The sequence below is a fragment of the Ruegeria sp. CDSB136 genome (genome assembly GCF_059610965.1).
Window position 1 is genome coordinate 124,903 of record NZ_JBXWOP010000001.1, and the last position, 24,141, is coordinate 149,043.

At 58.2% G+C, this 24,141-nt stretch carries 23 protein-coding genes; 15 read left to right on the forward strand and 8 right to left on the reverse strand.

The genetic code is table 11. The features are described from left to right. The first annotated feature begins 117 nt into the window (after nucleotides 1-117). From AC2FIR_RS00660 to AC2FIR_RS00670, 3 genes are all read left to right on the forward strand, one after another. Nucleotides 118-771 carry a protein-L-isoaspartate O-methyltransferase family protein gene (locus AC2FIR_RS00660; RefSeq protein ID WP_170610075.1) on the forward strand — a complete coding sequence of 218 codons (654 nt, stop codon included), beginning with the start codon at nucleotides 118-120 and terminating at the stop codon, nucleotides 769-771. Nucleotides 772-866: 95 nt separating this feature from the next. After that, nucleotides 867-2,285: a TolC family outer membrane protein gene (locus AC2FIR_RS00665; RefSeq protein WP_170610077.1), complete on the forward strand. Its 1,419-nt coding sequence runs from the start codon at nucleotides 867-869 to the stop codon at nucleotides 2,283-2,285. A gap of 74 nt (nucleotides 2,286-2,359) precedes the next feature. Then, nucleotides 2,360-3,124 carry a hypothetical protein gene (locus AC2FIR_RS00670; protein ID WP_496743650.1) on the forward strand — a complete coding sequence of 255 codons (765 nt, stop codon included), beginning with the start codon at nucleotides 2,360-2,362 and terminating at the stop codon, nucleotides 3,122-3,124. A 4-nt stretch (nucleotides 3,125-3,128) separates the two neighbouring features. On the opposite strand, the gene AC2FIR_RS00675 is transcribed toward AC2FIR_RS00670, so the two are convergent. After that, a complete protein-coding gene (locus tag AC2FIR_RS00675) occupies nucleotides 3,129-4,586 on the reverse strand; it encodes a cobyric acid synthase (protein WP_496743651.1) in 1,458 nt (485 codons plus the stop codon). 219 nt (nucleotides 4,587-4,805) lie between these two features. On the opposite strand from AC2FIR_RS00675, the gene AC2FIR_RS00680 reads away from it, so the two are divergent. After that, on the forward strand, nucleotides 4,806-5,216 hold the full coding sequence (locus tag AC2FIR_RS00680; RefSeq protein WP_496743652.1) for a cobalamin biosynthesis protein CobQ: 411 nt from the start codon (nucleotides 4,806-4,808) through the stop codon (nucleotides 5,214-5,216). 64 nt (nucleotides 5,217-5,280) lie between these two features. On the opposite strand, the gene AC2FIR_RS00685 is transcribed toward AC2FIR_RS00680, so the two are convergent. Beyond that, nucleotides 5,281-5,601 carry a DUF6280 family protein gene (locus AC2FIR_RS00685; protein WP_037310273.1) on the reverse strand — a complete coding sequence of 107 codons (321 nt, stop codon included), beginning with the start codon at nucleotides 5,599-5,601 and terminating at the stop codon, nucleotides 5,281-5,283. A gap of 219 nt (nucleotides 5,602-5,820) precedes the next feature. On the opposite strand from AC2FIR_RS00685, the gene efp reads away from it, so the two are divergent. Next, the gene (efp, locus tag AC2FIR_RS00690) at nucleotides 5,821-6,384 is read left to right on the forward strand and encodes an elongation factor P (protein ID WP_170610085.1); all 564 of its coding nucleotides are present in this window, start codon (nucleotides 5,821-5,823) and stop codon (nucleotides 6,382-6,384) included. A 56-nt stretch (nucleotides 6,385-6,440) separates the two neighbouring features. Here the strand turns inward: efp and AC2FIR_RS00695 are convergent, their stop codons facing one another. Both AC2FIR_RS00695 and ygfZ read right to left on the reverse strand, forming a co-directional pair. Beyond that, nucleotides 6,441-7,385, reverse strand: a complete 945-nt coding sequence (locus AC2FIR_RS00695; protein WP_170816619.1) for an ABC transporter transmembrane domain-containing protein — start codon at nucleotides 7,383-7,385, stop codon at nucleotides 6,441-6,443. A gap of 106 nt (nucleotides 7,386-7,491) precedes the next feature. Further along, nucleotides 7,492-8,229 (reverse strand): CAF17-like 4Fe-4S cluster assembly/insertion protein YgfZ, encoded by a 738-nt coding sequence (gene ygfZ, locus AC2FIR_RS00700; RefSeq protein ID WP_496743653.1) that lies wholly within the window; start codon nucleotides 8,227-8,229, stop codon nucleotides 7,492-7,494. 73 nt (nucleotides 8,230-8,302) lie between these two features. On the opposite strand from ygfZ, the gene AC2FIR_RS00705 reads away from it, so the two are divergent. Beyond that, complete coding sequence (locus tag AC2FIR_RS00705) at nucleotides 8,303-8,977, forward strand: TIGR04283 family arsenosugar biosynthesis glycosyltransferase (protein WP_496743654.1); 675 nt, start codon at nucleotides 8,303-8,305, stop codon at nucleotides 8,975-8,977. 851 nt (nucleotides 8,978-9,828) lie between these two features. Here the strand turns inward: AC2FIR_RS00705 and AC2FIR_RS00710 are convergent. Continuing rightward, nucleotides 9,829-10,698, reverse strand: coding sequence for a MurR/RpiR family transcriptional regulator (locus AC2FIR_RS00710; RefSeq protein ID WP_170816616.1), 870 nt, complete (start codon nucleotides 10,696-10,698; stop codon nucleotides 9,829-9,831). A 107-nt stretch (nucleotides 10,699-10,805) separates the two neighbouring features. On the opposite strand from AC2FIR_RS00710, the gene AC2FIR_RS00715 reads away from it, so the two are divergent. From AC2FIR_RS00715 to AC2FIR_RS00755, 9 genes are all read left to right on the forward strand, one after another. Next, nucleotides 10,806-11,615, forward strand: coding sequence for an N-formylglutamate amidohydrolase (locus AC2FIR_RS00715; protein ID WP_496743655.1), 810 nt, complete (start codon nucleotides 10,806-10,808; stop codon nucleotides 11,613-11,615). Nucleotides 11,616-11,617: 2 nt separating this feature from the next. Beyond that, nucleotides 11,618-12,142: a TRAP transporter small permease subunit gene (locus AC2FIR_RS00720; protein ID WP_496743656.1), complete on the forward strand. Its 525-nt coding sequence runs from the start codon at nucleotides 11,618-11,620 to the stop codon at nucleotides 12,140-12,142. Beyond that, nucleotides 12,142-13,467: a TRAP transporter large permease gene (locus AC2FIR_RS00725; protein WP_170610096.1), complete on the forward strand. Its 1,326-nt coding sequence runs from the start codon at nucleotides 12,142-12,144 to the stop codon at nucleotides 13,465-13,467. Before AC2FIR_RS00720 ends, AC2FIR_RS00725 begins: the two co-directional genes overlap by 1 nt. Before the next feature lie 57 nt (nucleotides 13,468-13,524). Next, the gene (locus tag AC2FIR_RS00730) at nucleotides 13,525-14,562 is read left to right on the forward strand and encodes a TRAP transporter substrate-binding protein (RefSeq protein WP_170610097.1); all 1,038 of its coding nucleotides are present in this window, start codon (nucleotides 13,525-13,527) and stop codon (nucleotides 14,560-14,562) included. 57 nt (nucleotides 14,563-14,619) lie between these two features. Beyond that, nucleotides 14,620-15,981, forward strand: a complete 1,362-nt coding sequence (locus AC2FIR_RS00735) for a glutamine synthetase family protein (protein ID WP_480490213.1) — start codon at nucleotides 14,620-14,622, stop codon at nucleotides 15,979-15,981. A 99-nt stretch (nucleotides 15,982-16,080) separates the two neighbouring features. Continuing rightward, nucleotides 16,081-17,463 (forward strand): aldehyde dehydrogenase family protein, encoded by a 1,383-nt coding sequence (locus AC2FIR_RS00740; RefSeq protein ID WP_496743657.1) that lies wholly within the window; start codon nucleotides 16,081-16,083, stop codon nucleotides 17,461-17,463. 65 nt (nucleotides 17,464-17,528) lie between these two features. Next, nucleotides 17,529-18,674: an iron-containing alcohol dehydrogenase gene (locus tag AC2FIR_RS00745; protein WP_496743658.1), complete on the forward strand. Its 1,146-nt coding sequence runs from the start codon at nucleotides 17,529-17,531 to the stop codon at nucleotides 18,672-18,674. 72 nt (nucleotides 18,675-18,746) lie between these two features. Then, nucleotides 18,747-19,586: an EamA family transporter gene (locus AC2FIR_RS00750; RefSeq protein ID WP_496743659.1), complete on the forward strand. Its 840-nt coding sequence runs from the start codon at nucleotides 18,747-18,749 to the stop codon at nucleotides 19,584-19,586. 73 nt (nucleotides 19,587-19,659) lie between these two features. Then, nucleotides 19,660-20,430, forward strand: a complete 771-nt coding sequence (locus tag AC2FIR_RS00755; RefSeq protein WP_496743660.1) for an alpha/beta hydrolase — start codon at nucleotides 19,660-19,662, stop codon at nucleotides 20,428-20,430. Between the two features lie 16 nt (nucleotides 20,431-20,446). Here the strand turns inward: AC2FIR_RS00755 and AC2FIR_RS00760 are convergent, their stop codons facing one another. The 3 genes from AC2FIR_RS00760 to parE all read right to left on the reverse strand — a co-directional run bounded on the left by AC2FIR_RS00760 (nucleotide 20,447) and on the right by parE (nucleotide 24,030). Beyond that, complete coding sequence (locus tag AC2FIR_RS00760) at nucleotides 20,447-20,728, reverse strand: hypothetical protein (protein ID WP_170610108.1); 282 nt, start codon at nucleotides 20,726-20,728, stop codon at nucleotides 20,447-20,449. Between the two features lie 282 nt (nucleotides 20,729-21,010). Continuing rightward, entirely contained in the window at nucleotides 21,011-22,075 is a 1,065-nt protein-coding gene (locus AC2FIR_RS00765; protein WP_496743661.1) for a GTP pyrophosphokinase, read from the reverse strand. Next, nucleotides 22,072-24,030, reverse strand: coding sequence for a DNA topoisomerase IV subunit B (gene parE / locus AC2FIR_RS00770; RefSeq protein WP_170610112.1), 1,959 nt, complete (start codon nucleotides 24,028-24,030; stop codon nucleotides 22,072-22,074). Before parE ends, AC2FIR_RS00765 begins: the two co-directional genes overlap by 4 nt. Nucleotides 24,031-24,141 lie beyond the last annotated feature (111 nt).

Genomic DNA, 24,141 nt, shown 5'->3' on the forward strand with positions numbered 1-24,141 from the left:
CAGTCCCGCATTGTGTGCAAACCGGGCATCATCGGCAAGATTCAGTGCATGAGCCGTTGCTGGCTGGCAAGGGATGTGGCACAAGCCAAACAATCAAGAGAGCAAGTGAGCGATCCAATGACAGACTTCGCAAAACGTCGCCAAACGATGGTCGATACTCAGGTCCGGCCTTCCGATGTCACCAAGTTCCCAATCATCGATGCGATGCTCAGCGTCAAACGCGAGAATTTTGTGCCGCACGCACAGCGCGAAGCCGCATATGTCGAAGATCTGATCGATCTGGGCGACGGGCGGTACATGACCGAACCGCGGACGCTGGCCAAGATGCTGGATGTGCTCAACATTTCCAACAACGAGGTGGTGATGGACATCGCTCCGGCGCTTGGCTACTCGACTGCGGTTGCAGCGCGCATGGCGCAACTGGTCGTCGCTGTCGAGGAAGAGGAAAGCCTGGCCGGCGAAGCGCAGACGCTTTTGATGGAAGCTGACGCCGACAATGCCATCGTGCATGTCGGCCCTCTGGAACAGGGGGCTGGTGAACATGGGCCGTATGACGTGATCATGGTGCAGGGTGGTGTCGAGCAGGTTCCGCAGGACTTGCTGGCGCAACTCAAGGATCACGGTCGGATTGCCTGCCTGTTCATGGAGGGTGAACTGGGGGCGGTGCGCATCGGTTATAAATCCGGCGGACGTGTCACCTGGCGCCATGCGTTCAATGCCAGCGCGCCGGTTCTGAAGGCATTTTCGGCCGAAAGTGCATTTTCGCTATAGTCCGAAAGCAGATTATTTCGCTGCCTTGATTAGTTGAAAACAAAGGCGCAAACTGCCCAACGAGCAGTGTTATTTTGATTTGAGAGGACTTGGTTATGCGTGGTACGCCAACTGGTAGACTGGTCAGGGCAGCGGCCTTGACCACCGCCATTGCCTTGAGCGCAATACCCGGCCGCGCGGTCTGGGCCGATAATCTGACCGATGCGTTCATCGGCGCGTACAATACAAGCGGTTTGCTTGAGCAGAACAGGGCGTTGTTGCGTGCGGCGGACGAAGATGTCGCCATTGCGCTGTCAGCGCTGCGGCCGATCATCAACTGGGCCGTCCAGGTAAGCCAGGACTACACCCGTGCACGGACCAATAATGTGGTCACGACCAACGAACCTTCTCGGTTTTTCACGGGTCTGACGCTTAACCAACTCGTGTATGATGGCGGTGCATCGATCTTGGGGAAACAATCGGCTCAAGAAACTGTGCTGGCGACCCGACAGAGCCTGATTGATATCGAGCAGGGGGTTCTGAGCCGGGCGGCAAGTGCCTATCTGGATGTGTTGCTGCAGGAAGAAACTGTGGCCATTCGCCAGAACAACGTCGAGGTTTCGGCAGAGGAACTTCGCGCATCAAATGATCGCTTCGAGGTTGGTGAAGTCACCCGGACTGACGTGGCACTGTCCGAGGCTCAATTGGCTGGCTCACAGGCCGATCTGGCCGTTGCACGTGGCGATCTGGATATCGCGCAAGCTGAATATGTAAATGCGGTCGGTAATGCTCCCGGACGAACAGCCGGTCAGCCAAGTTTGCCCAGTCTGCCTCGCTCCGAAGCGGAAGCGATCAGCCTGGCGCAACGTAACCATCCAGCGATTCTGTCGGCGCAGCATCAGGTGCGAGCGCTGGATCTCATCGTGCAGCAACAACGGGCAAACTTGGGTCCAAACGTTTCCCTAGATGCTGACGCCGGTGTTACAGAACGCTATGACAACAGCGATTACATCAACGATGCCAGTGTCTCGCTAACTTTCAGGCAGCCGATCTATGCCGGTGGCCGACTGGCAGCTAACGTCCGTCGGGCCATGGCGCAACGCGATGGGTCGCGCGCCAATCTGCTGAATGTTCAAAAGAACATTACGCAAGGCGTAACGAACCAGTACGCGGCTTTTCAGGCGGCCAGCGCAAGCTTGAGAGCATCAACCGAACGGGTTCGTGCGTCGCAGGTTGCTTTCGATGGTATCCGTGAGGAAGCGACCTTGGGGGCCCGGACAACGTTGGATGTTCTGAACGCTCAGCAGGATCTACTGGATGCGCAACTCGCCGAAGTCAGATCGCGCACAGAGCGAACCCGCGCAGCCTATGATTTGTTGCAGGCCCAGGGCCTTCTGACCGCAGAACGCCTTGGTCTGGCCGTGCAGATTTATGATCCGACGCTGTACTATAACCTCGTCAAAAAGGCTCCGGCACAGGTCAGCAAGCAAAGCCGTGACTTGGATCGCGTCCTCAAAGCGTTGCGTCGTGACTGACGGGCAATACTATCGGTTGTGAGGTTCGAATTGTTTGGCTACACTTATCCGTAAGGATAGAGCGGTAGAGAACAATGACGGATAATGTCGTAAAAGCAGGGATCGAGGACGTCCTGTCCTCGGTCAAACGTCTGGTCAGCGAAGAAAGCCGCAAGGTTCCCGATTTGGCGTCCAAACGCAAGCCAAGCCGGCTGGTTCTGACCGATTCCCTACGGGTCGATGATCCCGTCAGGGTTGAAAGAAAGCAGGAAGCGCCGGAAGGTGTTCCCGGGTGCGAAGCAGAACGCACCGCAAAACCTCTGGTGCTGAGCGCCAGCGACATCATCAAAAACGGTGAGCGTGAGCCTGCCAATACATCAGTGTTGGAAAACGGACCCAAAGCAGGGGCTGCGGACGATCTCGCGGGCAGTCTGAGCGCAAAGATCGAGGCGCTTGAGGCCGCCATAGCCCGGACCGAGGACCAGTGGGAGCCTGACGGTAACAGCGATGACGCTTATTCGGGGACGCAGGTCAACCCACTGAGCTGGGATGGGGCAGGCGGATTCGGGGCTGGATCCGAGCAACTTGACGACCAGATTGACGAAACTGAAGACGAAAGCTTCTCGGCGACATTTGTACGATCTTCGCAGGCGTCACATTCTGAACGGGCAGAGCCTGAAGCGGATGATCCAGACGATTTGAATGTTCCCACATTGGACGAGGATGCATTGCGGGAACTGGTGGCCGATGTGGTCCGGCAGGAATTGCAGGGTGTTCTTGGGGAACGTATCACGCGAAATCTGCGCAAACTGGTGCGGCGGGAGATCCACCGCGCATTGTCTGCTCAGAACCTCGAATAAACTGTTACTGGCGGGTCGGCGGTGCGGCCAGTGACAGCAACAGGTCCAAGTCCATGTGCTGTTCCAGATGATCCGCCAGATCATCCAGCGTCTGTTCCACACCGTCATCGTAGCTGAGGTCTGAATTCACACCGAACTGCGCCAGATAGCTGGCGCGGAACGTGTCTGACGAAAAGATCCCGTGCAGATAGCTGCCACGGATACGGCCATTTCGACTGGCAGCGCCTTCCGGGCGGCCGTCAATCTCCAGCCAGGCATGGTCGCAATCGGCCCCGTCGGTGCGTCCCATATGTATCTCGTAGCCGGTGACGGTCTCTCCGCCCGTCAGTGCCTTTGCAGTGCGCAGTCTGACGTGCTTGTCCCCGGCCATGACAGTTTCGACGTCCAACAGGCCCAACCCGTCGACTTTGCCCGGATGACCATCGACGCCCTCCGGGTCAGAAATGGTTTTGCCCAGCATCTGATAGCCGCCGCACAGGCCCAGAACATGGCCGCCGCGACGGACATGCGCCATAAGGTCCACATCCCAACCCTGTGCCCGGAAAAAGGCCAGGTCGCCGATAGTGGACTTGCTGCCGGGCAGCAACACAAGATCGGCATCACCGGGCAGGGCCCGCCCGGCGGGGACGATCTCGACCGTCACGCCGGGTTCGGCCGACAATGGATCGAGATCGTCAAAATTCGCCATGCGCTCCAGTTGCGGGACAACTACCTTGCACGCCCCGCCACCATGAGAGCGGATGTCCATCATGTCTTCGGCGGGAAGTTTCCAGGCATCGTGAAACCACGGAACCACGCCGAGACAAGGCCAGCCGGTCCGGGCGGCAATGTCATCGCGCCCTTCATCGAACAGTGAAACATCGCCCTTGAACCGGTTGACGGCGAACCCTTTGATCATTGCAAGATCGCGATCTTCCAGAACGGCCTGCGTTCCGACGATCTGGGCGATCACGCCACCGCGATGGATGTCGCCGACCAGCACCACCGGCACCCCTGTTGCGCAGGCAAACCCCATGTTGGCAATGTCGCCCTTTCTCAGATTGGTTTCGGCCGGGCTGCCCGCACCTTCGATAAGCACCAGATCGGCGTCGCTGCATAACCGGTCAAAGCTTTGCAGCGCGGCGCCCAGTAGTTTGGATTTATCCTTGCGATAGTCGCCAGCCTTCATCGTTCCCGCGCGTTTGCCCTGCACGATAATTTGCGCCCCGGTATCCGTTTCCGGCTTCAGCAGGATCGGGTTCATATCCGTATGCGTCGGTCGCCTCGCAGCCATGGCCTGCAACGCCTGAGCGCGCCCGATCTCGCCGCCGTTCTCGGTCACGGCCGCATTGTTTGACATGTTCTGCGGCTTGAATGGAGCAACCTTCAGCCCGCGCTTTGTGAAGGCCCGCGCCAGACCGGCGACCAGAACCGACTTGCCAACATTGCTGCCGGTTCCCTGAATCATGATGGCGCGAACCATGGGCGTCTCCTATACGTTGAGGCGCAGATGACCTGATTTGAGGCCAAAGGGAAAGCCCGGATGAACACGCCCGCGCATCTTTTGATCGGTGCGGCCGCATTTGCGCGACCAGCCCGGGGCCGAACCTAGTCGGCGGCGTTGCTGGGGTCTCTGCTGCCGGATTTGTCGCTCTATCTTATGGCTGGCGTGTCGCTGTTAGTTCTGGGCATTCCTGAATAGGTGGTTTTCGGCCAGCTCTACTATTCGAAATCATGGCAAACGGTCTTTGCCATCGACAATTCCTTCTTTCTGTGGGGGGCGATGTTGCTGATCGGTATCTGGCGCGGCTGGCCCTTACTGATCGTCGCCACCCTGGCCGCGCTATTGCATGTGACAATGGATTTCCTGCTGCACGCAGGGGATGGTCGCCCGCACCTCTGGCCCCTGACGGACTGGGTGTTTGATAGCCCGGTCAGCTATTGGGACAGCACACATCACGCCCTATGGGTCGCGCCTGTGTCCGTCGAGGTCTGTGCAGGTTCATACCTGCTGTTGTGGCAAAGAGGGTTGTCGGTTTCAGCCAAGCTGTTCTTTGCGGCAATGCTGGCAGCCGAGATCTGGGTCGCGCGCCAGTGGCTTTTGTTCTTCTGAAGCGTTCAAAAGAAAAACGCGCCCGTAGTTGGGGGCGCGTTTTTTCACCGGAAGACGCCGTTGATCAGGCGGCTTCAGCTTGCTGTGCGGCGTTGCGACGCTCGCTTTCTTCACGCGACAGCGCGACCGAAGTGCGCACGCCACGGCCAACGAACTCCATCAGTCCGCTGACGACCCGCTCGTTGGGGTCGATACCCGCGCAGGACAGCACCTCGCGACCATCGCGCGAACGGGCCCAGCGGGCGATTTGTTCCGGGCCGTTGCCGTATTTCTTGTCATCGGCAATGGCATCGTCCAAAGCAGCCAAAACAACGGCTGCAAAAAGTTTGCGAGCACGATTGCCTTGCTCGTTGTTAAAGGCAGTGCCGTCAACGAAATCTCTCATCTCGTCAATCCTTGTTGTTCTTGCTCTTGCATTTTCGGCGTGGCGGCTCTTATGACCTATTAGGTGCGATTCGGATACACTTAAAATGCATAGTTGCGTTGCGTCATGTGCATGGCTTGCTGCAAGTGCAGCACTAGGTGTCGTTGTCTTGTCAGGTGTGGTCACGCCAGATATAGGGACGGGAACTGACGCATCAACCGTTTGTGAAGGATTTATGTAATGCCCAAGATAAATGGGAACGAAATTCGCCCCGGCAATGTGCTTGAGCATAACGACGGGCTTTGGGCCGCGGTCAAAGTTGACCACGTAAAGCCCGGTAAAGGTGGTGCTTTTGCCCAGGTCGAACTTCGTAACCTGCGCAACGGCTCGAAGTTGAACGAGCGATTCCGCTCGGCGGACAAGGTCGAACGCGTCCGCCTTGAGCAGAAAGATCAGCAGTTCCTGTACGAATCCGATGGCATGCTGGTGTTCATGGATTCCGAAACCTATGAGCAGATCGAACTGCCTGCCGATCTGCTGGGCGAGCGCCGCCCGTTTCTGCAGGACGGCATGACAATTGTTGTCGAATTTTATGAAAGCGAAGCATTGAACGCCACGCTGCCGCAAAAAGTGACCTGCAAAATTGTCGAGACCGAGCCGGTCGTCAAAGGCCAGACCGCCGCGAATTCGTTCAAGCCGGCCATTCTGGACAACGGTGTCAAGGTCATGGTGCCGCCCTTCATCGGGCAGGACGAAATGATCGTCGTGAACACCGAAACCATGGAATATTCCGAGCGCGCATAACGCGCCCCTTGTTCGAAAAGTGAAAAACCGCGCGGTTCCGTGCCGCGCGGTTTTTCTTACCTACTTCTTTCGATCTGCCGATAGCGCTCGGGGTGGGGGCCGAAAAGCTCGAGCATGAGTTCGTATTTGATGCGGTTTGCGCTGACCTGCCGGTAGAACGCGATCAGGAACGCGGTGGGGCCCTGAATTCGGCCAAGCCCGCTCGTGGCTGCGACGACCGTCCCGACATCCGTTTTGCCGTTCAGCACCAGATAGCCGCCCAGCATCAGCACGCCGACAGTTCCGGCCCCATTGATTACGCTAAGCAGAAACTTGGCGGACAGCTTCCAGAGGAACATTTTTCGCCGGGTCTCATAAATATCATCGAACAAGGCGTCGACCTCTTTCGAGACTGCGTCGATCTCCTCGATGGTCAGCTTGTCGGTTGCGCCCCGCAGGATATGAACACGCTCGGCGACAAAGACGTTCACCTTACGCTGCGAGATCAGCACGATGACGATTTGCGGGACGATCATCGAAAAGGCGATCATGCCCAGACCCGGTTGGGTCGAAGAGATATAGCCGATCACGCTGATCAGGGTTCCGATCTGAACCACGGGGTCTGAAAATGCGCCGCCCGCAAACTTACCCAATTCTTCGGCTTCGGCCGAAATGGCGGTGGTCATGGTTCCCTTGCGAACAGCCTCGCCTGACGCCTTTACATCCGAGGCCCGCACCAGCAATCGCTGGCGGATCATGCGGATCATGTCCTCGCCCAGTGTTCCGGCGCGAAACCCCAAAAGCCATTTCAGCGCGAGGCTGAGAAGAATGACGGACATCATTCCAGTGCCCAGATAAATCAGTTTTTCCGTCGTGACGTCGTCCGAGGTGAGGTGGTTGATGATATCGCGCTGAAACTCCAGCGGAACGGCCGCCAGACCTGCGATTGCAATGGACAAAACGATTAGGAAGATCTGCCGCCCGGCGCTGGCACGCCAGATCGCTCTGTATAGCTGAAACATTGAAGCATCCGGTTTGCTGAATTCAAACCAGTGTGACAGCGCGGGTGGCCATGTTCAAAGGGCAGGGCAGAGTTCCTGGGCGCAGTCGTGCCGCTTTGGCAACATGTTAAGGCGCCAGTGTAACCTTCGCGTCATCGGCTGTCATGTCGTCCCCGGCGCGGTCCAGACGCAGGTAGGCGATCCCAAGGCCATTGGACTGGGTGAAAAGGGTCCCGGCAGGTTTTCCGCCCGAGGTAATCGGGGTTCCGACCGCCGCAATGCCATCAACGCTCACCCCGCGCAGACCCTTGCGCAGTTCGGTCTTGTGCTTCATGCGGGCCGTGACTTCCTGCCCCACATAGCAGCCTTTCTTGAAATCCACGCCGTTCAGCGCTTCGAACCCGGCTTCAAGGATAAAGGTGTCGGGTGTCAGTTCGACCCCGGTTTCCGGAATGCAGCGCCGTACCCTTATCGCGTCCCAGTCGGTGCCATCATCGCCGTCCGCCGCCGATGTATAGGCACGCCAGCCCAGTTCGGGATGGCGCGGGTCGGGCAGGGCGCCTTCGGGTGCAGGCCCGGTTCCGCGTTGTACGTTCAAATCACTGTTTTCGATGGTCACATCGGCGCGCAGTTTGTACATGCCCAGCCGTTTGGCCACCCCGTCCGCCAATTCTTCGGCAACGTCCAGCAAAATGGCATCCCCGTCCCGTTTAAGAAAGAAATCGGCCAGGTATTTGCCCTGCGGCGTCAGCAATGCAGCGTAGACGAGGCCGTGGGCCAGCTTGTTGACGTCATTCGTGACCAGCCCCTGCAAAAAGCTGTCAGTGTCCTTACCGGAAAGGCGCAGAATGCGGCGATTGGGCATGGGGTGGTCCTCGTCATTTCCTTGGGCTCCGTGATATAGGAGTTTCCGTGACCATGACCAGAGGTTAACAGACGTGCCCGCGCCAATCAGCATCGTGATCCCGACCCTGAACGCTGCTGGCTCGCTGCCCGGAACCTTGAAGTCGCTGATGGAGGGGGTGCAGGCGGGTCTTACCCGCGAGTTAGTGATTACCGATGGAGGGTCAACGGATGAGACGTTGGCCATGGCGGACGAGGCCGGAGCCAGGATCGTTGAAGGCGCGCCTTCGCGCGGTGGACAATTGCGGCGCGGATGCCAAACGGCTTCGGCTGAGTGGTTGATGATTTTGCACGCGGATACGGTCCTGCAAAATGGGTGGAGCGACGCGGTGGCCTCACATCTGGAAACCGGTGCACCGGCTGCGTTTCTGTTGCAGTTTCAGGCCCGGGGATTTGCGCCCCGATGGGTCGCCGGCTGGGCCAATCTGCGCAGCCGCCTGTTTGGCTTACCCTATGGCGATCAGGGGTTGCTGGTGCCGCGCAAAACCTATCTTGCTGCTGGCGGCTATAAGGAGCAGCCTTTGATGGAGGATGTCGCGTTGGTCCGGGCGCTGCCGCGCGTGCGCATCCTGCCCGTGCGTGCCGTTACGAGCGCGGAGCGCTATGAGCGTTTGGGCTGGCTGCGTCGGGGAGGGCGGAACCTGTGGCTGGTGTTTCGCTATTTTCTGGGGGCCGATCCGGAACAACTGGCACAGCAGTATCGGCGTTGAATGCGGTGCGCAGTTCGACCAGCGATTTGCCCAGCCGGAACGGAGCGGCGAAACTGACCAGGCACAAAGCGACGATCTGCAGACCCAGAATATGCGCGTTGGCCTGCAGGTATTCCCATTCATCCTTCAGCTTGCCGACCTGTTCGATCAGGTCATCATAGCTTTGCGCCAGAATTAGATAGTCCCCGGCGATTGCAGGCACTTTGCGACGCATGTTGTCGATTGCGGTCTGGGTTTTTTCATCCAACGAGGTGAAGACAAGAAACTGGTCGATGTTGAAAGCGTCGGCCGTGGCGGCCATGTCGCGCATTTCGTCCATGTCGTCCTTGGCCCCGGTTCCGAACAGAAAATGCAGACCTTGTAGCGGCGCTACCTCGTTCGTGACGGCAATGAACAGGGGTAGATCGGCATTGCTGGCGGTTGAGGCCGACAGGAACTCGACCTTGTCGCACAAAACTGCTGTATCCGGGTCATAGGCCGGGTCGCAGAACCGCAGCCGGAACCGCGCGGCGTCGCGGTCAAAGGCCAGCGTTGCTGCATAGGCCACGTCGATCTGCCGGTCCAGCCGCGAACTGTCCGAGGTATAAAGGCCCGCCAGCACCGCCACCAGCGCGCCGATGCCGCCCAGCACGACCCAGACCAAGTCGGCAAGTTTCCAGGCTCGGTGCCCGGCCGGCTTGCGAAACAAGAATGCCGTTCCGACCGAACCCACGAGAAAGAACAGGATCAGCAGTGGCAGCTGGTTTTCCGTAATGAACGTCATGGGTTCAAAGTGTACGGACTGCCGTCCGGCTGGCAACAGTGTTCACGGGCAGTTGTACCGATTGGGATGGGTCGCCATTCGGCAGATGTTAAGACCCTGAACTCTGCCCGAATTTCCGAAAGAGTTTCGTGCGGTCGAAGGCCTGTTCCAGCTCGTCGGTCCGCGCTTTCACCGAATCCCACAGACGTTCCTGTACTTCGGCAATGGCGCACTCCATCAAAACCAGAATGGCGGCCATCGAGTCCCACGCTGACGGTACCGAGATGCGTGCGCTGAACGTGTGCTTGGCCAGCCTGTGAATAGGTGAGCGCCATTGGTCAGTGAACAGCACAATTTCCGCCTCACGCTCATGGCAGAGCTGCCCGATCAGCAAGGTCGAGTTTTCATACCGCCGGACATCCAGCGCGATCAGGACATCCCCTTTTCGCACGTCCAGCAAGTCATGTGTCCACGAGGCGGCTACAGGCAACAATCTGACATCCGGCCGGATCATTTGCAGGTGCAGGTAGAGATACTGCGCCAGAGTGCCGGTTATTCTTCCTCCGGTTAGGAAAATGCGCCGGTCCGGGTCGCACAGCAACCGGCAGAAACTGTCAAATTCCGCCGGATCCACTTCATCGATCGTGCGTTTCTGGTTTTCCAGCGTTCGCCCGGAGTAGCGATTCAGGATGTGTTCCTCGGGCAGATCGTTCTGCCAGAGATCGCGCTTGGCCTCGGGCCCCGAGATCATCTCTTTAACCTCGTGGCGCAGCGCTGCCTGAAACTGCGGGTAACCGTCAAACCCGGTTTTCTGCAACATGCGCGCGACTGTCGTGGTGGAAACCCCCGCTGTGCTGGCCAGTTCTGTTATGCTGCCCAAACCGGCCATCGGATAGTCATCCAGCAACACGCTGACCAGTTGCCTTTCAGATGGGGTCAGCTTGTCCCGGTGTGTCAGCAGCCTGTCCGTTACCCGCACGGTTGGACCCTCCTGTTTGATGACGTCGACTGTGATGTGAATATTTTTTCACTGCAATCAAGGTTGGGGAAATTTGTACAGGAAAAATATTGACAGGTGAATGTCCGATGTGGAATTTTTTCCACACGCCCAATCTGGGGCGCTTTCTGGAATCACGGGATTGCACATTGGACTACGGACCGGTCGTTCATATCGAAGCGAAAAACGATGCTCCCGCCGTGGTTGTGGTGTGCGAGCATGCGTCGAACCGTGTTCCCGAAGCGCTTGGCGATCTGGGGTTGCCCGCTGCGGCGCTGGAAAGCCACATCGCGTGGGATCCTGGTGCGTTGGCGGTAGCCCGGCTGATCGCGGCGGACATGTCTGCGGTATTGGTTCATGGCGGAGTGTCTCGGCTTATCTATGATTGCAACCGCCCACCCGAAGCGATCGGGGCAATGGTGGTGAAAAGCGAAGATATCCGAATCCCTGCTAACGCCGATCTGACCCCGCAGCAGCGGCAGGACAGAATAGACAGTGTTTACAGGCCCTTTTGCGCCGGCTTATCCAATCAGATTCAATCGCATCGCAAGACATTGCGGCTGATGGTGACAGTCCACAGTTTCACGCCGGTCTATCACGGCAAGCCCCGATCGGTAGAGTTGGGGTTGCTGCATGGCGAAGATGATCGGTTTGCGCAGGCCATGATGGCGTCGGCACCTGTTGATCTGAAGTTTGAAACCCGCCTGAACGAGCCTTACTCGGCCGCGGACGGCGTAGCGCATACGCTGGATGCGCAGGCGAAGCCCAATGGGCTTTTGAATGTGATGATCGAGATCCGGAATGATCTGATCCGAACGGAGGATCAGCAAAAGGCGATGGCGGCGTGTCTTGTGCCATGGATCAGCCGTACGTTGAACGATTTCGGGGAAAGGACGTAAATGTGATCCGGGCGATGGAGATATATGTGCGGGTCATCGACGCGGTCAATCACAAGGTTGGCCGCGTGATGATGTGGGGGCTGTTCGCCATGATGGCGATCCTGCTGTGGTCTTCAATCTCGAAAACCTTTTTTGTTCCGTCGCTCTGGACCCTGGAAATGGCGCAGTTCGCGATGGTTGCCTACTACATGCTTGGCGGGCCGTACTCGATCCAGATGGGGTCGAATGTGCGGATGGATCTGCTGTACGGAGAATGGTCCCATCGGCTTAAAGCGTGGACTGACGCATTTACCGTCATGTTCCTTATTGTCTATCTGATCATCCTGTTGTGGGGCGGCTGGGACAGCCTGATGTACTCGTTCCAATACGGAGGAGAGCGCAGCGCAACCATCTGGCGGCCGTATCTGTGGCCGGTCAAACTGATCATGGTTGTCGGCATCTTCCTGATGCTTTTGCAGGCCATTTCCGAGTTCTTCAAAGACATCCTGCGCCTTTGCGGCCACGACATCCCCCGAGAGGTAATCTGATGTCCTACGAGATGATTGCCTTGCTGATGTTCGCATCAATGATGTTGATGCTGCTGACAGGTCAGCGGGTGTTTGGTGCGATCGGCTTTGTCGCGGTGGTGTCGGCCTTGTTCCTGTGGGGGGATCGCGGCGGCTATGATCTTGGATTCGCGGCTGCGATCAAGGTTATGAAGTGGTATCCGCTGCTGACACTGCCGATGTTCATTTTTATGGGATACATCCTGTCCGAAAGCCGGATCGCGGATGATCTGTACAAGATGTTCCATGTCTGGATGGGCGGACTGTCGGGCGGGCTGGCGGTCGGAACCATCGGGCTGATGGTGCTGATTTCGGCGATGAACGGGCTGTCCGTAGCGGGCATGGCCATCGGGGCCACGATTGCTCTGCCGGAACTGCTGCGGCGGAACTACGACAAACGCATGGTCACCGGGGTGATCCAGGCAGGGTCATCATTAGGAATTCTGGTGCCGCCATCTGTGGTTCTGGTTCTCTATGCCATGATCGCCCGTCAGCCGGTTGGTCAGCTTTGGCTGGCCGGGGTTCTTCCCGGCCTGATGATGGCCGCCATGTTCATCATCTATATCATCATCCGGTGCCGGATCACCCCGTCGCTGGGCCCGGTTCTGCCAGCCGAAGAACGCGATATTCCGCTGAGAGAGAAGCTGCGCCTTCTGCAGGCCGGATTACTGCCGGTCGGGATTTTCATGGTGATGATGGTCCCCTTCGTGAACGGCTGGACTTCGCTGGTTGAATCTTCGGCCATTGGTGCGATCACGGCGCTGCTGGCGGCAGCGCTGAAAGGGCGCCTGACCCGCGAAGTGTTTGAAAACTCGATGCGGCATACGCTGGGAATATCCTGCATGTTCATGTGGATCATTCTGGCGGCATTGGCATTTGGTGCCGTGTTCGACGGGCTGGGCGCGGTCAAGGCCATCGAAAGCCTGTTCACTGAAAAGCTGGGGCTTTCCCCTTGGATGATCCTTGTCCTGATGCAGCTCAGCTTTATCCTGATGGGCACGTTCCTGGACGACACCGCGATGCTGGTGATTGTGGCCCCGCTATATGTGCCGCTGGTCGGAGAACTGGGCTTTGATCTGATCTGGTACGGCGTTCTCTACACCATCACCACGCAGATCGCCTATATGACGCCGCCGTTTGGCTATAACCTATTCCTGATGCGGGCGATGGCCCCGCCGGAAATTACGCTGCGCGACATCTATGGCTCGATCATTCCTTTTGTTCTGGTGATGGCCTGCGCTTTGGCCACGATCATCATCTTCCCCGAAATCGCGCTTTGGCTGCCGAATTATGTCTATGGAAAATAAGTCAGAAGACCCCGCAAAGGGGCGAAACTCAGTTCGACTAAACAGAGGAGAAGGATAATGACAACAAGACGCAGATTTCTAAGGTCGGCGGGGCTGGCCGGGGCGGCCACTCTGGCAAGCCCTGCAATCGTCAAAGCACAGTCGGCCATCAAGTGGCGGTTCCAGACCTACGCCGGCAGCGCATTGGGCGAGCACGTGACCAAGCCTGCCATCGACTACATCAACGCCAACGCAAACGGCGAACTTGAGATCGAGCTGTATTTTGCCGATCAGATCGTTCCCACCGGCGAACTGTTCCAGGCGCTGCAGCGCGGTACCATCGACGGGGTGCATTCAGACGACGACTCGATGGCGTCGCCGACGCCGCTGCGCCAGTTCGGCGGCTACTTCCCCTTTGCGACCAAACATATCCTTGATGTGCCAGTGCTGTTCAATCAGTACGGTCTGGCCGATATCTGGCGGTCGGAATACGAAAAGGTCGGTGTGGCGTGGTTGTCTGCTGCGGGTCAGGACCCGTGCAACTTCAACACCAAGAAGGAAATCAAGACGCTCGGCGATCTGGACGGGCTGAAGCTGTACACCTTCCCGACGGCGGGTCGCTTCCTGGCCAAGTTTGGCGTCGTGCCGGTGAACATTCCTTACGAGGATGCCGAAGTGGCGGTTCAGACCGGAGAGCTGGACGGTATGGCATGGTCGGGCATCACCGAAGATTACACCGTGGGCTGGGCCGATGTGACCGACTACTTCCTGACCAACAACATCTCGGGTGCCTGGATCGGTTCGTGGTTCGCAAATCAGGAACGCTGGGCCGAACTGCCCGATCACCTGAAATCGGTTGTCATGGCCGGGATCGAGGCGGGCCACACCTATCGCAACCAGTGGTACTGGGGTGGCGAAGCGGCGTTGCGTGCCAACGGCGACAAGCTGGAACTGCGGCAAGTTCCGGCCTCGGAATGGAAAGAGGTTGAAAACGCAGCTATCGAATTCTGGGATGAGGTCGCGCAGGAAGGCGAGATTCACCAGAAGATTGTTGGCATCTTCCGCGAGTACAACTCGGTCATCAACCAGGCCGGTGCTCCCTATACCTTCGATTGATACCAAACTCGGGGGCACCGCGTTTGGTGCCCCCGTCAGCAGCTAGAGGTTTGTTTCATGACCGCAACTTTGACATTCGAAACCCTGAAATCCCAGGTCGCATCCGGTGACATTGATACAGTCTTGGTTTGTTTTGTTGACATGCAGGGCCGTTTGATGGGGAAGCGGTTTCATGGGGGTCATTTTGTTGCGGGTGCGTGGGAAGAGACGCATTGCTGCAACTATCTGCTGGCAACGGACCTCGAGATGGGGACGCCGGACGGGTATGCCTCGACCAGCTGGGAGCGGGGATACGGCGACTACGTCATGAAGCCGGATCTGGACACGCTGCGGCCGGTGCCGTGGCTTGAGGGGACGGTGATGGTGATGTGTGATGTGCTGGATCATCACACGCATGAAGAGGTGCCGCATGCGCCGCGTTCGATCCTGAAGAAGCAGGTGAACCGCCTGAAGGCGATGGGCTATGAGGCGATGTGCGCCACCGAGCTGGAGTTTTTCCTGTTCGAAAAGAGCTTTGATGCGATCCGCAAGGAGGGGTTCCGCGATCTGCAACCGATCTCGGGCTATAACGAGGATTATCACATCCTGCAGACCACCAAGGAAGAGCATGTGATGCGGCCGATCCGCAACCATCTTTGGAATGCCGGCATTCCGGTCGAAAACTCGAAGGGTGAGGCCGAGACCGGGCAAGAAGAGCTGAACATCAAATACGCGCCGGCGATGGATACGGCTGAATATCACTCGATTGCCAAGAACGCGGTGAAAGAGATCGCCTGGCAGCATGGCCATGCGGCGACGTTTCTGCCGAAATGGCATCACGACAAGGTGGGCAGTTCGTCCCACGTGCACCAGTCGCTTTGGGCCGATGGCAAGCCTGCCTTCTATGACGCGGAAGATGAGCTGGGCATGTCGGCGCTGATGAAAAGCTACATGGCCGGTCTGCTGAAATACGCTGCCGATTACACATACTTCATGGCGCCTTACATCAACAGCTACAAGCGGTTCATGAAGGGCACCTTTGCGCCGACGCGGATCATCTGGTCGGTTGACAATCGCACCGCCGGGTTCCGCCTGTGCGGGGATGGCACTAGGGCAGTTCGGGTGGAGTGCCGGATCCCTGGGTCGGACATGAACCCCTATCTGGCGATGGCCGGAATGTTGGCGGCCGGGATTGCGGGTATCGAAGAGGGGCTGGAGCTACAACCGCCTGCAAGGGGCGATGTCTATCAGGGCGACACGGGCATGATCCCCGGCACTTTGAAGGATGCGCGCAACGCGCTGCATGGCTCGGCGATGTTGCGCGGGGCTATGGGGGATGATGTGGTGGATCACTATACCCGCGCGGCCGAGGTCGAGATTGAGGAATTCGAGCGCGTGGTGACGGATTGGGAAGTGGCCCGGGGCTTCGAGCGGGCGTAGGCTAGGGGAGAGCGGGCGCTGCGCGCCCGGGTGCCTTCGGCGAGAGTATTTGGAAAAAGATGAAGCAGGGCGCGCCCTGCGAACAGTCAAGAGGTTGGGATGGCCCAGACACTGAAGTGTATCTCTCCGGTCGATGGATCGGTTTTTGCCGAGCGGGAAGTGCTGTCGCGCGAAGCTGCGTTTGAGCTGGCCGCAAAGGCCCGCGCGGCGCAGGCGGGCTGGGCGGCGCGGCCGTTGCAGGAGCGGATTGATCTTGTAATGGCGGGCGTAGCCGCCGTTGGCGCGATGAATGACGAGATCGTGCCGGAATTGGCCCATATGATGGGTCGCCCGGTGCGCTATGGCGGTGAGTTCGGCGGCTTCAATGAGCGCGCCAGTTACATGGCCGAGATTGCCGCAACCTCTCTGGCCGATATCGCGGTGGGCGAGGATGAGACGTTCAGGCGCTATATCAAGCGCATCCCGCACGGGGTCGTGTTTGTGGTGGCGCCGTGGAACTACCCCTACATGACCGCAATCAACACGGTGGCACCGGCGCTGATCGCGGGCAACACTGTGATCCTGAAACATGCCACGCAGACCCTGCTGGTGGGGGAGCGTATGGCGCAGGCCTTCCATTCGGCAGGTGTGCCCGAGGATGTGTTCCAGAATGTTTTTCTGAGCCATGACGTGACCAATGATCTGATCGCTGGCAATGCGTTCGACTTCGTGAACTTCACCGGCTCGGTCGGGGGCGGTCGGGCGATGGAACGCGCGGCGGCAGGGACATTCACCGGTGTCGGCACGGAACTGGGCGGCAAGGATCCGGGCTATGTCATGGAGGATGCCGATCTGGACGCGGCAGTTGATACGCTGATCGACGGGGCGATGTTCAATTCGGGCCAGTGCTGCTGCGGGATTGAGCGGATTTACGTCCATGATAGCCTGTATGATGACTTCGTTGCCAAGGCGGTTGAGGTTGTGAAAGGTTATAAGCTGGGCAACCCGCTGGATACCGGGACGACAATTGGTCCGATGGCGAATGTGCGCTTTGCCGACGAGGTGCGGGCGCAGATTGCCGAGGCGGTTGCGGCTGGCGCGGTGGCGCATATCGACACTTTCCCCGAGGATGATGGCGGCGCCTATCTGACACCCCAGATTCTTACAGGCGTCACCCATGACATGCGGGTGATGCGGGACGAAAGCTTTGGCCCCGTCGTTGGCATAATGAAAGTGTCCTCGGACGAAGAAGCCATCGCGCTGATGAATGACAGCGAATTTGGCCTGACCGCGTCGCTCTGGACCCGCGATGTGGACCGCGCCGCGCGGGTCGGGAACCGGATCGAGACCGGCACCGTGTTCATGAACCGGGCCGACTATCTGGACCCGGGCCTGTGCTGGACCGGCTGCAAGAATACCGGTCGTGGCGGCGGACTGTCCGTGATCGGCTATCACAACCTGACCCGTCCAAAGTCGTATCACCTGAAAAAGATGACTGGCTGAGGATACCCGCCCGTCCCGTTCTCCCCCTCTGCGGGACGGGCCCGAACATTGAGAGAAAACAGGACATGAGCCTTCAAGGAAACTGGTCTTATCCGACCGCGATCAAATTCGGCGCAGGCCGAATCCGGGAACTGCCCGAGGCCTGCGCGGCCGCCGGGATGAAACGCCCGCTGCTGGTCACCGACAAGGGGTTGGCCGATCTGCCGATCACCAAGGCAACGCTGGATATCATGGAGGCCGCCGGTCTGGGGCGCGGCCTGTTCAGCGACGTGGACCCGAACCCGAATGAGAAGAACCTTGAGGCCGGTGTCGCGGCTTACAACGCGGGTGGCCATGACGGGGTGATCGCCTTTGGCGGCGGCTCGGGTCTGGATCTGGGCAAGATGGTGGCCTTCATGGCAGGTCAGACGCGGCCAGTCTGGGATTTTGAAGACATTGGCGACTGGTGGACCCGCGCCGATGCCGATGCCATCGCCCCGATCATCGCGGTGCCAACAACGGCAGGCACCGGGTCGGAGGTAGGTCGCGCCAGCGTCATCACCAATTCCGAGACCCACGCCAAGAAGATCATCTTCCACCCGAAAGTGCTGCCCACGGTGGTGATCTGCGATCCGGAACTGACCGTGGGCATGCCCAGGTTCATCACCGCAGGTACCGGGCTGGATGCCTTTGCCCATTGTGTCGAGGCCTATTCCAGCCCGCACTACCATCCGATGAGCCAGGGCATCGCTTTGGAAGGGATGCGCCTGGTCAAGGATTACCTGCCGCGCGCCTATGCCGACGGCACCGACATCGAAGCCCGCGCCCAGATGATGAGCGCCGCCGCCATGGGCGCCACCGCCTTCCAGAAGGGCCTGGGCGCGATCCACGCCATGAGCCACCCCGTCGGCGCGCACTTCAACACCCATCACGGCACCACCAACGCGGTCTGCATGCCCGCCGTGCTGGACTTCAACGCCCCCGCCATCGCCGACCGGTTCGCGCAGGCCGCAGCCTATCTGGGCATCGATGGCGGCTTTGACGGCTTCCGCGCCTTTGTTCAGGACTTCAACGACAGCCTCGGCATCCCGCGCAAGCTCTCCGAACTTGGCGTCTCCGAAGCCACTATCCCGGACCTCGTCCAGGGCGCCCTCATCGACCCCTCCTGCGGCGGAAACCCGGTCGAACTCACAAAAGAGAACCTTACAAACCTCTTTAACACCGCGTTGTGATCCACCTCTCTTTGTGACAATAGGACACCGGCCCGTTTTGCGGGCCGGTTTTGTTTCACGAAAGGTTCGGACGTGACCCCGTTTGTCATCGCCATCACTTTGGCGGCTGCAATGCTGCATGCAGTTTGGAACGCAATAGTCAAATCTGCGGCCGACCGAACCACGACGATGGGCTTGGTGGCTCTTGGACAGGCTATTCCCGGGGCGATCATGGTTGCTGCACTGCCCATGCCCAGCGCCGAGAGCTTCCCCTACATCCTGATCTCGACCTTTGTGCATTTCGGGTACTATTTCATGCTGGGCAAGGCGTATCAGCATGGTGACCTGAGCGTCGTCTATCCCATCGCCCGCGGGATCGTACCGGCGCTGGTGTCCCTCTGGGCGATGCTGTTGGTGGGCGAAATGCTGCCCCTGCAGGCTTGGGCCGGGATTGCTCTGATCGCGGTTGGTATCCAGCTCAGCAACTGGAGGGCATTGCGTTCAGGGCTCGGGCGCTCGACCCTGTTGTTCGCGATAGGGACAGGGGTGTGTATCTCGATCTATTCGGTGTTCGACGGGATCGGGGTGCGCTTGTCGGGAAACACGCTCAGCTACTGGGCCTGGGGGGCTTTTCTGCACCTGTTTATTGCCGGATTTGTCGGCATCCGCAGGCGAAAGAAACTGGCGGATTATCCCTTGGACGTGTGGGTTGTTGGCCTGTTGGGCGGCCTGGTGTCGATGGCGGCCTATGGGTTGGTGCTTTACGCCAAGAACTTTGCCCCACTGGGCGCGGTTTCGGCGCTGCGCGAAACCTCGGTCATCTTCGCGGCGCTGATCGGGTTCATTTTCCTGAAAGAAGGCAACTGGATGCGGCGGCTGGGGGCCGCGGTTCTGATGGCCGTTGGCGTGGCGCTGATCGGGCTGGCCGTTTAATCCCCCCAAGACCATCTTGCTGAGTGCGCCCCCGATCTCTCATATTGAGTCGGAGTGATGAGGGAGCGTTTTCATGACCAAAGAGATTGTTCTGATCCACGGGGCCTTTGCCGGGCCGTGGTGCATGCAGGATTACGCGGGCTTTTTCCGCGACAGGGGCTGGACCGTCCACACACCCGCATTGCGGTATCATGGTGGAGATCCGAAGGCTGAGCCTGATCAGGGGCTGACCGATACCAGCGTGACGGATTATGCGGACGACATTGCGGAATTTGTGAAAGGACTGGACAGCAAGCCGGTTCTCCTTGGCCATGCGATTGCGGGCGTGGTGGCCCAGCAGGTGGCCTCGCGCGGGTTGACCAGCGCCGTCGTCCTTATCAACCCGAACGCAGCGTGGGGCACCTTGCCCGAAACCGACGACGAACGGGCCATCCCCCGCGCGCTGATGGAGGGCGGGGCGTTCTGGAAGCAACCCATGCGGGTCGAGTTCGACCTGATGGCGCCCTTTGCGCTGAACAAGATGCCCGAGGCGCAACAACACGCGGTGTTTGACCAGTTGGGCGCCGAAAGCGGCCGGGTGATGTTCGAGATGTTCTTCTGGATGTTCGACGACCACCACGCAATGAAGGTCGACATCGACAAGGTCGACTGCCCCGTGCTGATCGTTTCAGGCACCGAGGATCGGGCGGTGAACCCTGACACCTGCCGCGCTTTGGCGGAATTGTACGGAGACCGCGCGACCTTTATGCCCGTAAAGGATCACGCGCATTTTCTGTTCATGGAACCCGGCTGGGAAAAACCCGCCGGGCAGATTGCCGATTGGTTGGATGGAAAGGTGGGCTAGCAGGCCCGCCATTGCATCACCGGCTGGTCTGAAAGCTGCTTTGTGGCCGCCAGCTCATCGTGCCATCATCCCGTTTGACACAGCGGAGCAGATGTTCCTCTCGCGATGTTGAGGTAGTGGTGACGGTGTTGTCGCCCGAGATCACCACGAAGGAATCCAGTGAATAGGCCATGCCCTGATAGTAGCAGAACCGTAACTCTGCCCCGACCGGAATTGGTGACGCGGTGAGCAGAGCCTGCTGCGCGTTTGCCTGGCTGGCCAGCACGGCAAAGGCCAGCCCGAGGGTTAATGATTTCATGTCGTCCTCCCGTTCGAAATCTCGTGTTCGTTGAAATTGGGTCTTGGACGCTCGGAACCTCAAATGTCGTTCTTCTATGACGGATTGTGCGCAAGTGTGAACGGGGTCAACGGGTTAGGCAAGGGGGTTGCGGTGTGCCGGGCTGAAGTCCGGCCTACCGGCGCGTTGAGGTGTTGCACATTCACGCTCGCGTCTTGCACGAGAACTGTGGTGAATTAGGATGGGTGTTTCATCCATCTAGATGTGGAAAAATTGATGGGTTAGAAACCCATCCTACGCTTGCTAATCATCTCCGATCGCTGGAAACCCATTCTTCTCAAGCAAGTCGCGTATGTCTAGGTCAGGATGCTCTTCCTGTACCAGACCAGCAACTCTTGAACCAACATTTGGAAGAGTTGAAGTATCGATTTTTTCGAAAAATTTCCTCGGGTCTGAAAAAATCATTGGAATTCGAACAATCTGAATCGGATTGAATTTGTTATTGCTATTAATAAAGCTAAGATAGTTTCTTTGTGGAATGGAATTCATGAGCTTATCGAGGTCAGCGAGAGTTTCGATTCCAAATTTCTCTAACTCAACAATGGCGGTTTCACTCCATTTCTTATATTTGGGGTTATCATCAATGTTTGGAATACTGTTTTTTTCCACGTAGCTCTTAACAAACGCTTCAATTCCAACGCTTGTTAAAGGGTCTGAACCGTGGCCAGTAGCGCCGCTGGCTACTAGCTCAAAATATTCGTTTGCTTCTTTCGTTACAGTTGCGAGGGTCGCGTCTACGGTTTCTAATACGGCAGAAGCGCCAAACAACTTACGCTCTAAAGCAGCAGGAAGAGCGGCTTTGGATTTGTAATTGAAAGCGTGCTCAATCTCAGCCCAGGTGTCTTGTAGGGCTGTACGAATTTGAACTTCAAACTCTAATGCGTGCAAGTCGGAGTACTCAGGTAAACTACTTCTCGCATCCCCAAGCTTACAAATTAGGTGTAAGGATCTGTAGCCAAATTCGCGAGTGCTTTCTGGTCTTCTCTTGTCTATCGAATCTTTTTCGTTAACGCTAAAGAGACCGCGAACTATAGACTCTATCTTTTCGATATCGCTTTCAAGATAGGAAATAACTCGAATTCCAAGGATGTCTGCGCATTCATCTAGGGGTTGTTCATATTCCTTTTTCTGGCATTTTTCGAGAAAGCTATCAATGCATTTTACGCGGCTTTTAACTCCTGAGTACTTCAGTTTATTCTCGTCTAACTTGTGGAGTATTAGGTCTTCGACAATGTCGTTAAGGCGATGATAACGATCTATGACACGCTCATAGGCGACTTCGAGGTCGTTTCTATTATTTGACTTCAAACATCCAACTCCTCCACAAACCGTGCGTTCTCTTGAATGTATTGGAACCGCAGTTCGGGTTTTTTGCCCATCAGGCGCTCGACCAGGTCGCCGGTCTCGCCGGGTTCGTCCTCATCAATCGTGACGCGGATCAGTTTGCGGGATGCCGGGTCCATCGTGGTCTCTTTCAGATCCTTGGCGTCCATCTCACCCAGACCCTTGAAGCGGGACACGTCGATCTTGCCTTTGCCGCCCAGACCTTTCTCAAGCCACTCGTCGCGCTCAGCCTCGTCCAGGCAATAGACGCGCTTGGCGCCCTGGGTCAGGCGATAAAGGGGCGGGCAGGCCAGATACAGGTGGCCCGCGTCGATCATCGGGCGCATCTGGGTGAAGAAGAACGTCATCAGCAGCGATGCGATATGCGCCCCGTCCACATCCGCGTCGGTCATGATGATGACCTTGTCATAGCGCAGGTCGTCGACGTTGAACCTGGTGCCAAGGCCGACACCCAGCGCCTGCGTCAGGTCGTTGATTTCGGCATTGGTACCCAGTTTCGAACTGGCGGCGCCCAGCACGTTCAGGATCTTGCCGCGCAGGGGCAGCAGGGCCTGTGTTTTGCGGTCGCGGCCCATTTTGGCGGACCCGCCCGCCGAGTCGCCCTCGACGATGAATAATTCCGTACCGTCGCGTGTTGAACTGGAACAGTCCACCAACTTGCCGGGAAGACGAAGTTTCTTAGTGGCGGACTTGCGTTGTGTTTCCTTCTCGGCCCGTCGGCGCAGGCGTTCTTCGGCCCTCAGGATGAGGAAGTCGAGGATCGCCCCGGCGGATTTCGTGTCTGCGGCCAGCCAGTTATCGAAATGGTCGCGGACCGAGTTTTCGACCAGCCGTTGTGCCTCGACCGTGGCCAGACGGTCCTTGGTCTGGCCGACGAATTCCGGCTCACTGATGAAACACGACACCAGGGCGCAGCCGCCTGTGATCAGGTCGTCGCGGGTGATCTGACCGGCCTTTTTGTTGTTGATCAGTTCCCCGTAGGCCTTGATCCCTTTGAGAACTGCGGCCCAGAACCCGGCCACATGAGTGCCGCCTTCGGGCGTGGGAACGGTGTTACAGTAGGATTGGATGAAACCGTCGCGTGAGGGCGTCCAGTTGATCGCCCATTCGACCTTGCCGGGGGCGCCGAATTTCTCGTTAAAGTCAACGGTGCCGGCAAAGGGCTGCTCGGCATAGGTGGACGAGCCGTTCATGGTCTCTTTCAGATAGTCCGACAGACCGCCGGGAAAGTGAAAACTCGCCTCGGTCGGGGTTTCACCATCATCGATGGCGGATTTCCAGCGGATTTCGACGCCCGAGAAAAGGTAGGCTTTGGATCGGATCGACTTGAACAGGCGGGCGGGCTTGAACCGGTGATGGCCGAATATTTCCTCATCCGCGTGGAAGGTGACGGTGGTGCCGCGCCGGTTGGGGGCCGCACCGATTTTCTCGACTGGGCCCAGCGGGATACCGCGCGAGAACCGCTGTTCGAACAGTTGTTTGTCGCGCGCCACCTGCACGACCATCGAATCCGACAAAGCGTTGACAACGGACGCACCCACGCCGTGCAAACCGCCCGAGGTCTGGTAGGCCTTGCCCGAGAATTTACCGCCCGCGTGCAGGGTGCAAAGAATGACCTCCAGCGCCGATTTGTCCGGGAACTTTGGGTGCGGATCGATCGGTATACCGCGCCCATTGTCGCGCACCGTCAAAGCGTAATCCGAGTGCAGTTCGACCTCGATCCGGTTCGCATGTCCGGCCACGGCCTCGTCCATCGAGTTGTCGAGGATTTCGGCAACCATGTGGTGCAAAGCGCGTTCGTCCGTGCCGCCGATATACATGCCGGGGCGTTTGCGGACCGGTTCCAGCCCTTCAAGCACCTCAATCGAGGAGGCGTCATAGGCGGCGGTGGCGCTGGGCGTCAACAGATCGTCGGGCATGGGTGCTGCTCTTGTTTTTGGGTTTACTCCATTATGGCAGGTGATGTGTGCGGGGGGAAGAGGGGCGCGAGGTGTTGTGGATAGATGTGCTGGCGGCTGAGTTTTCGCCTG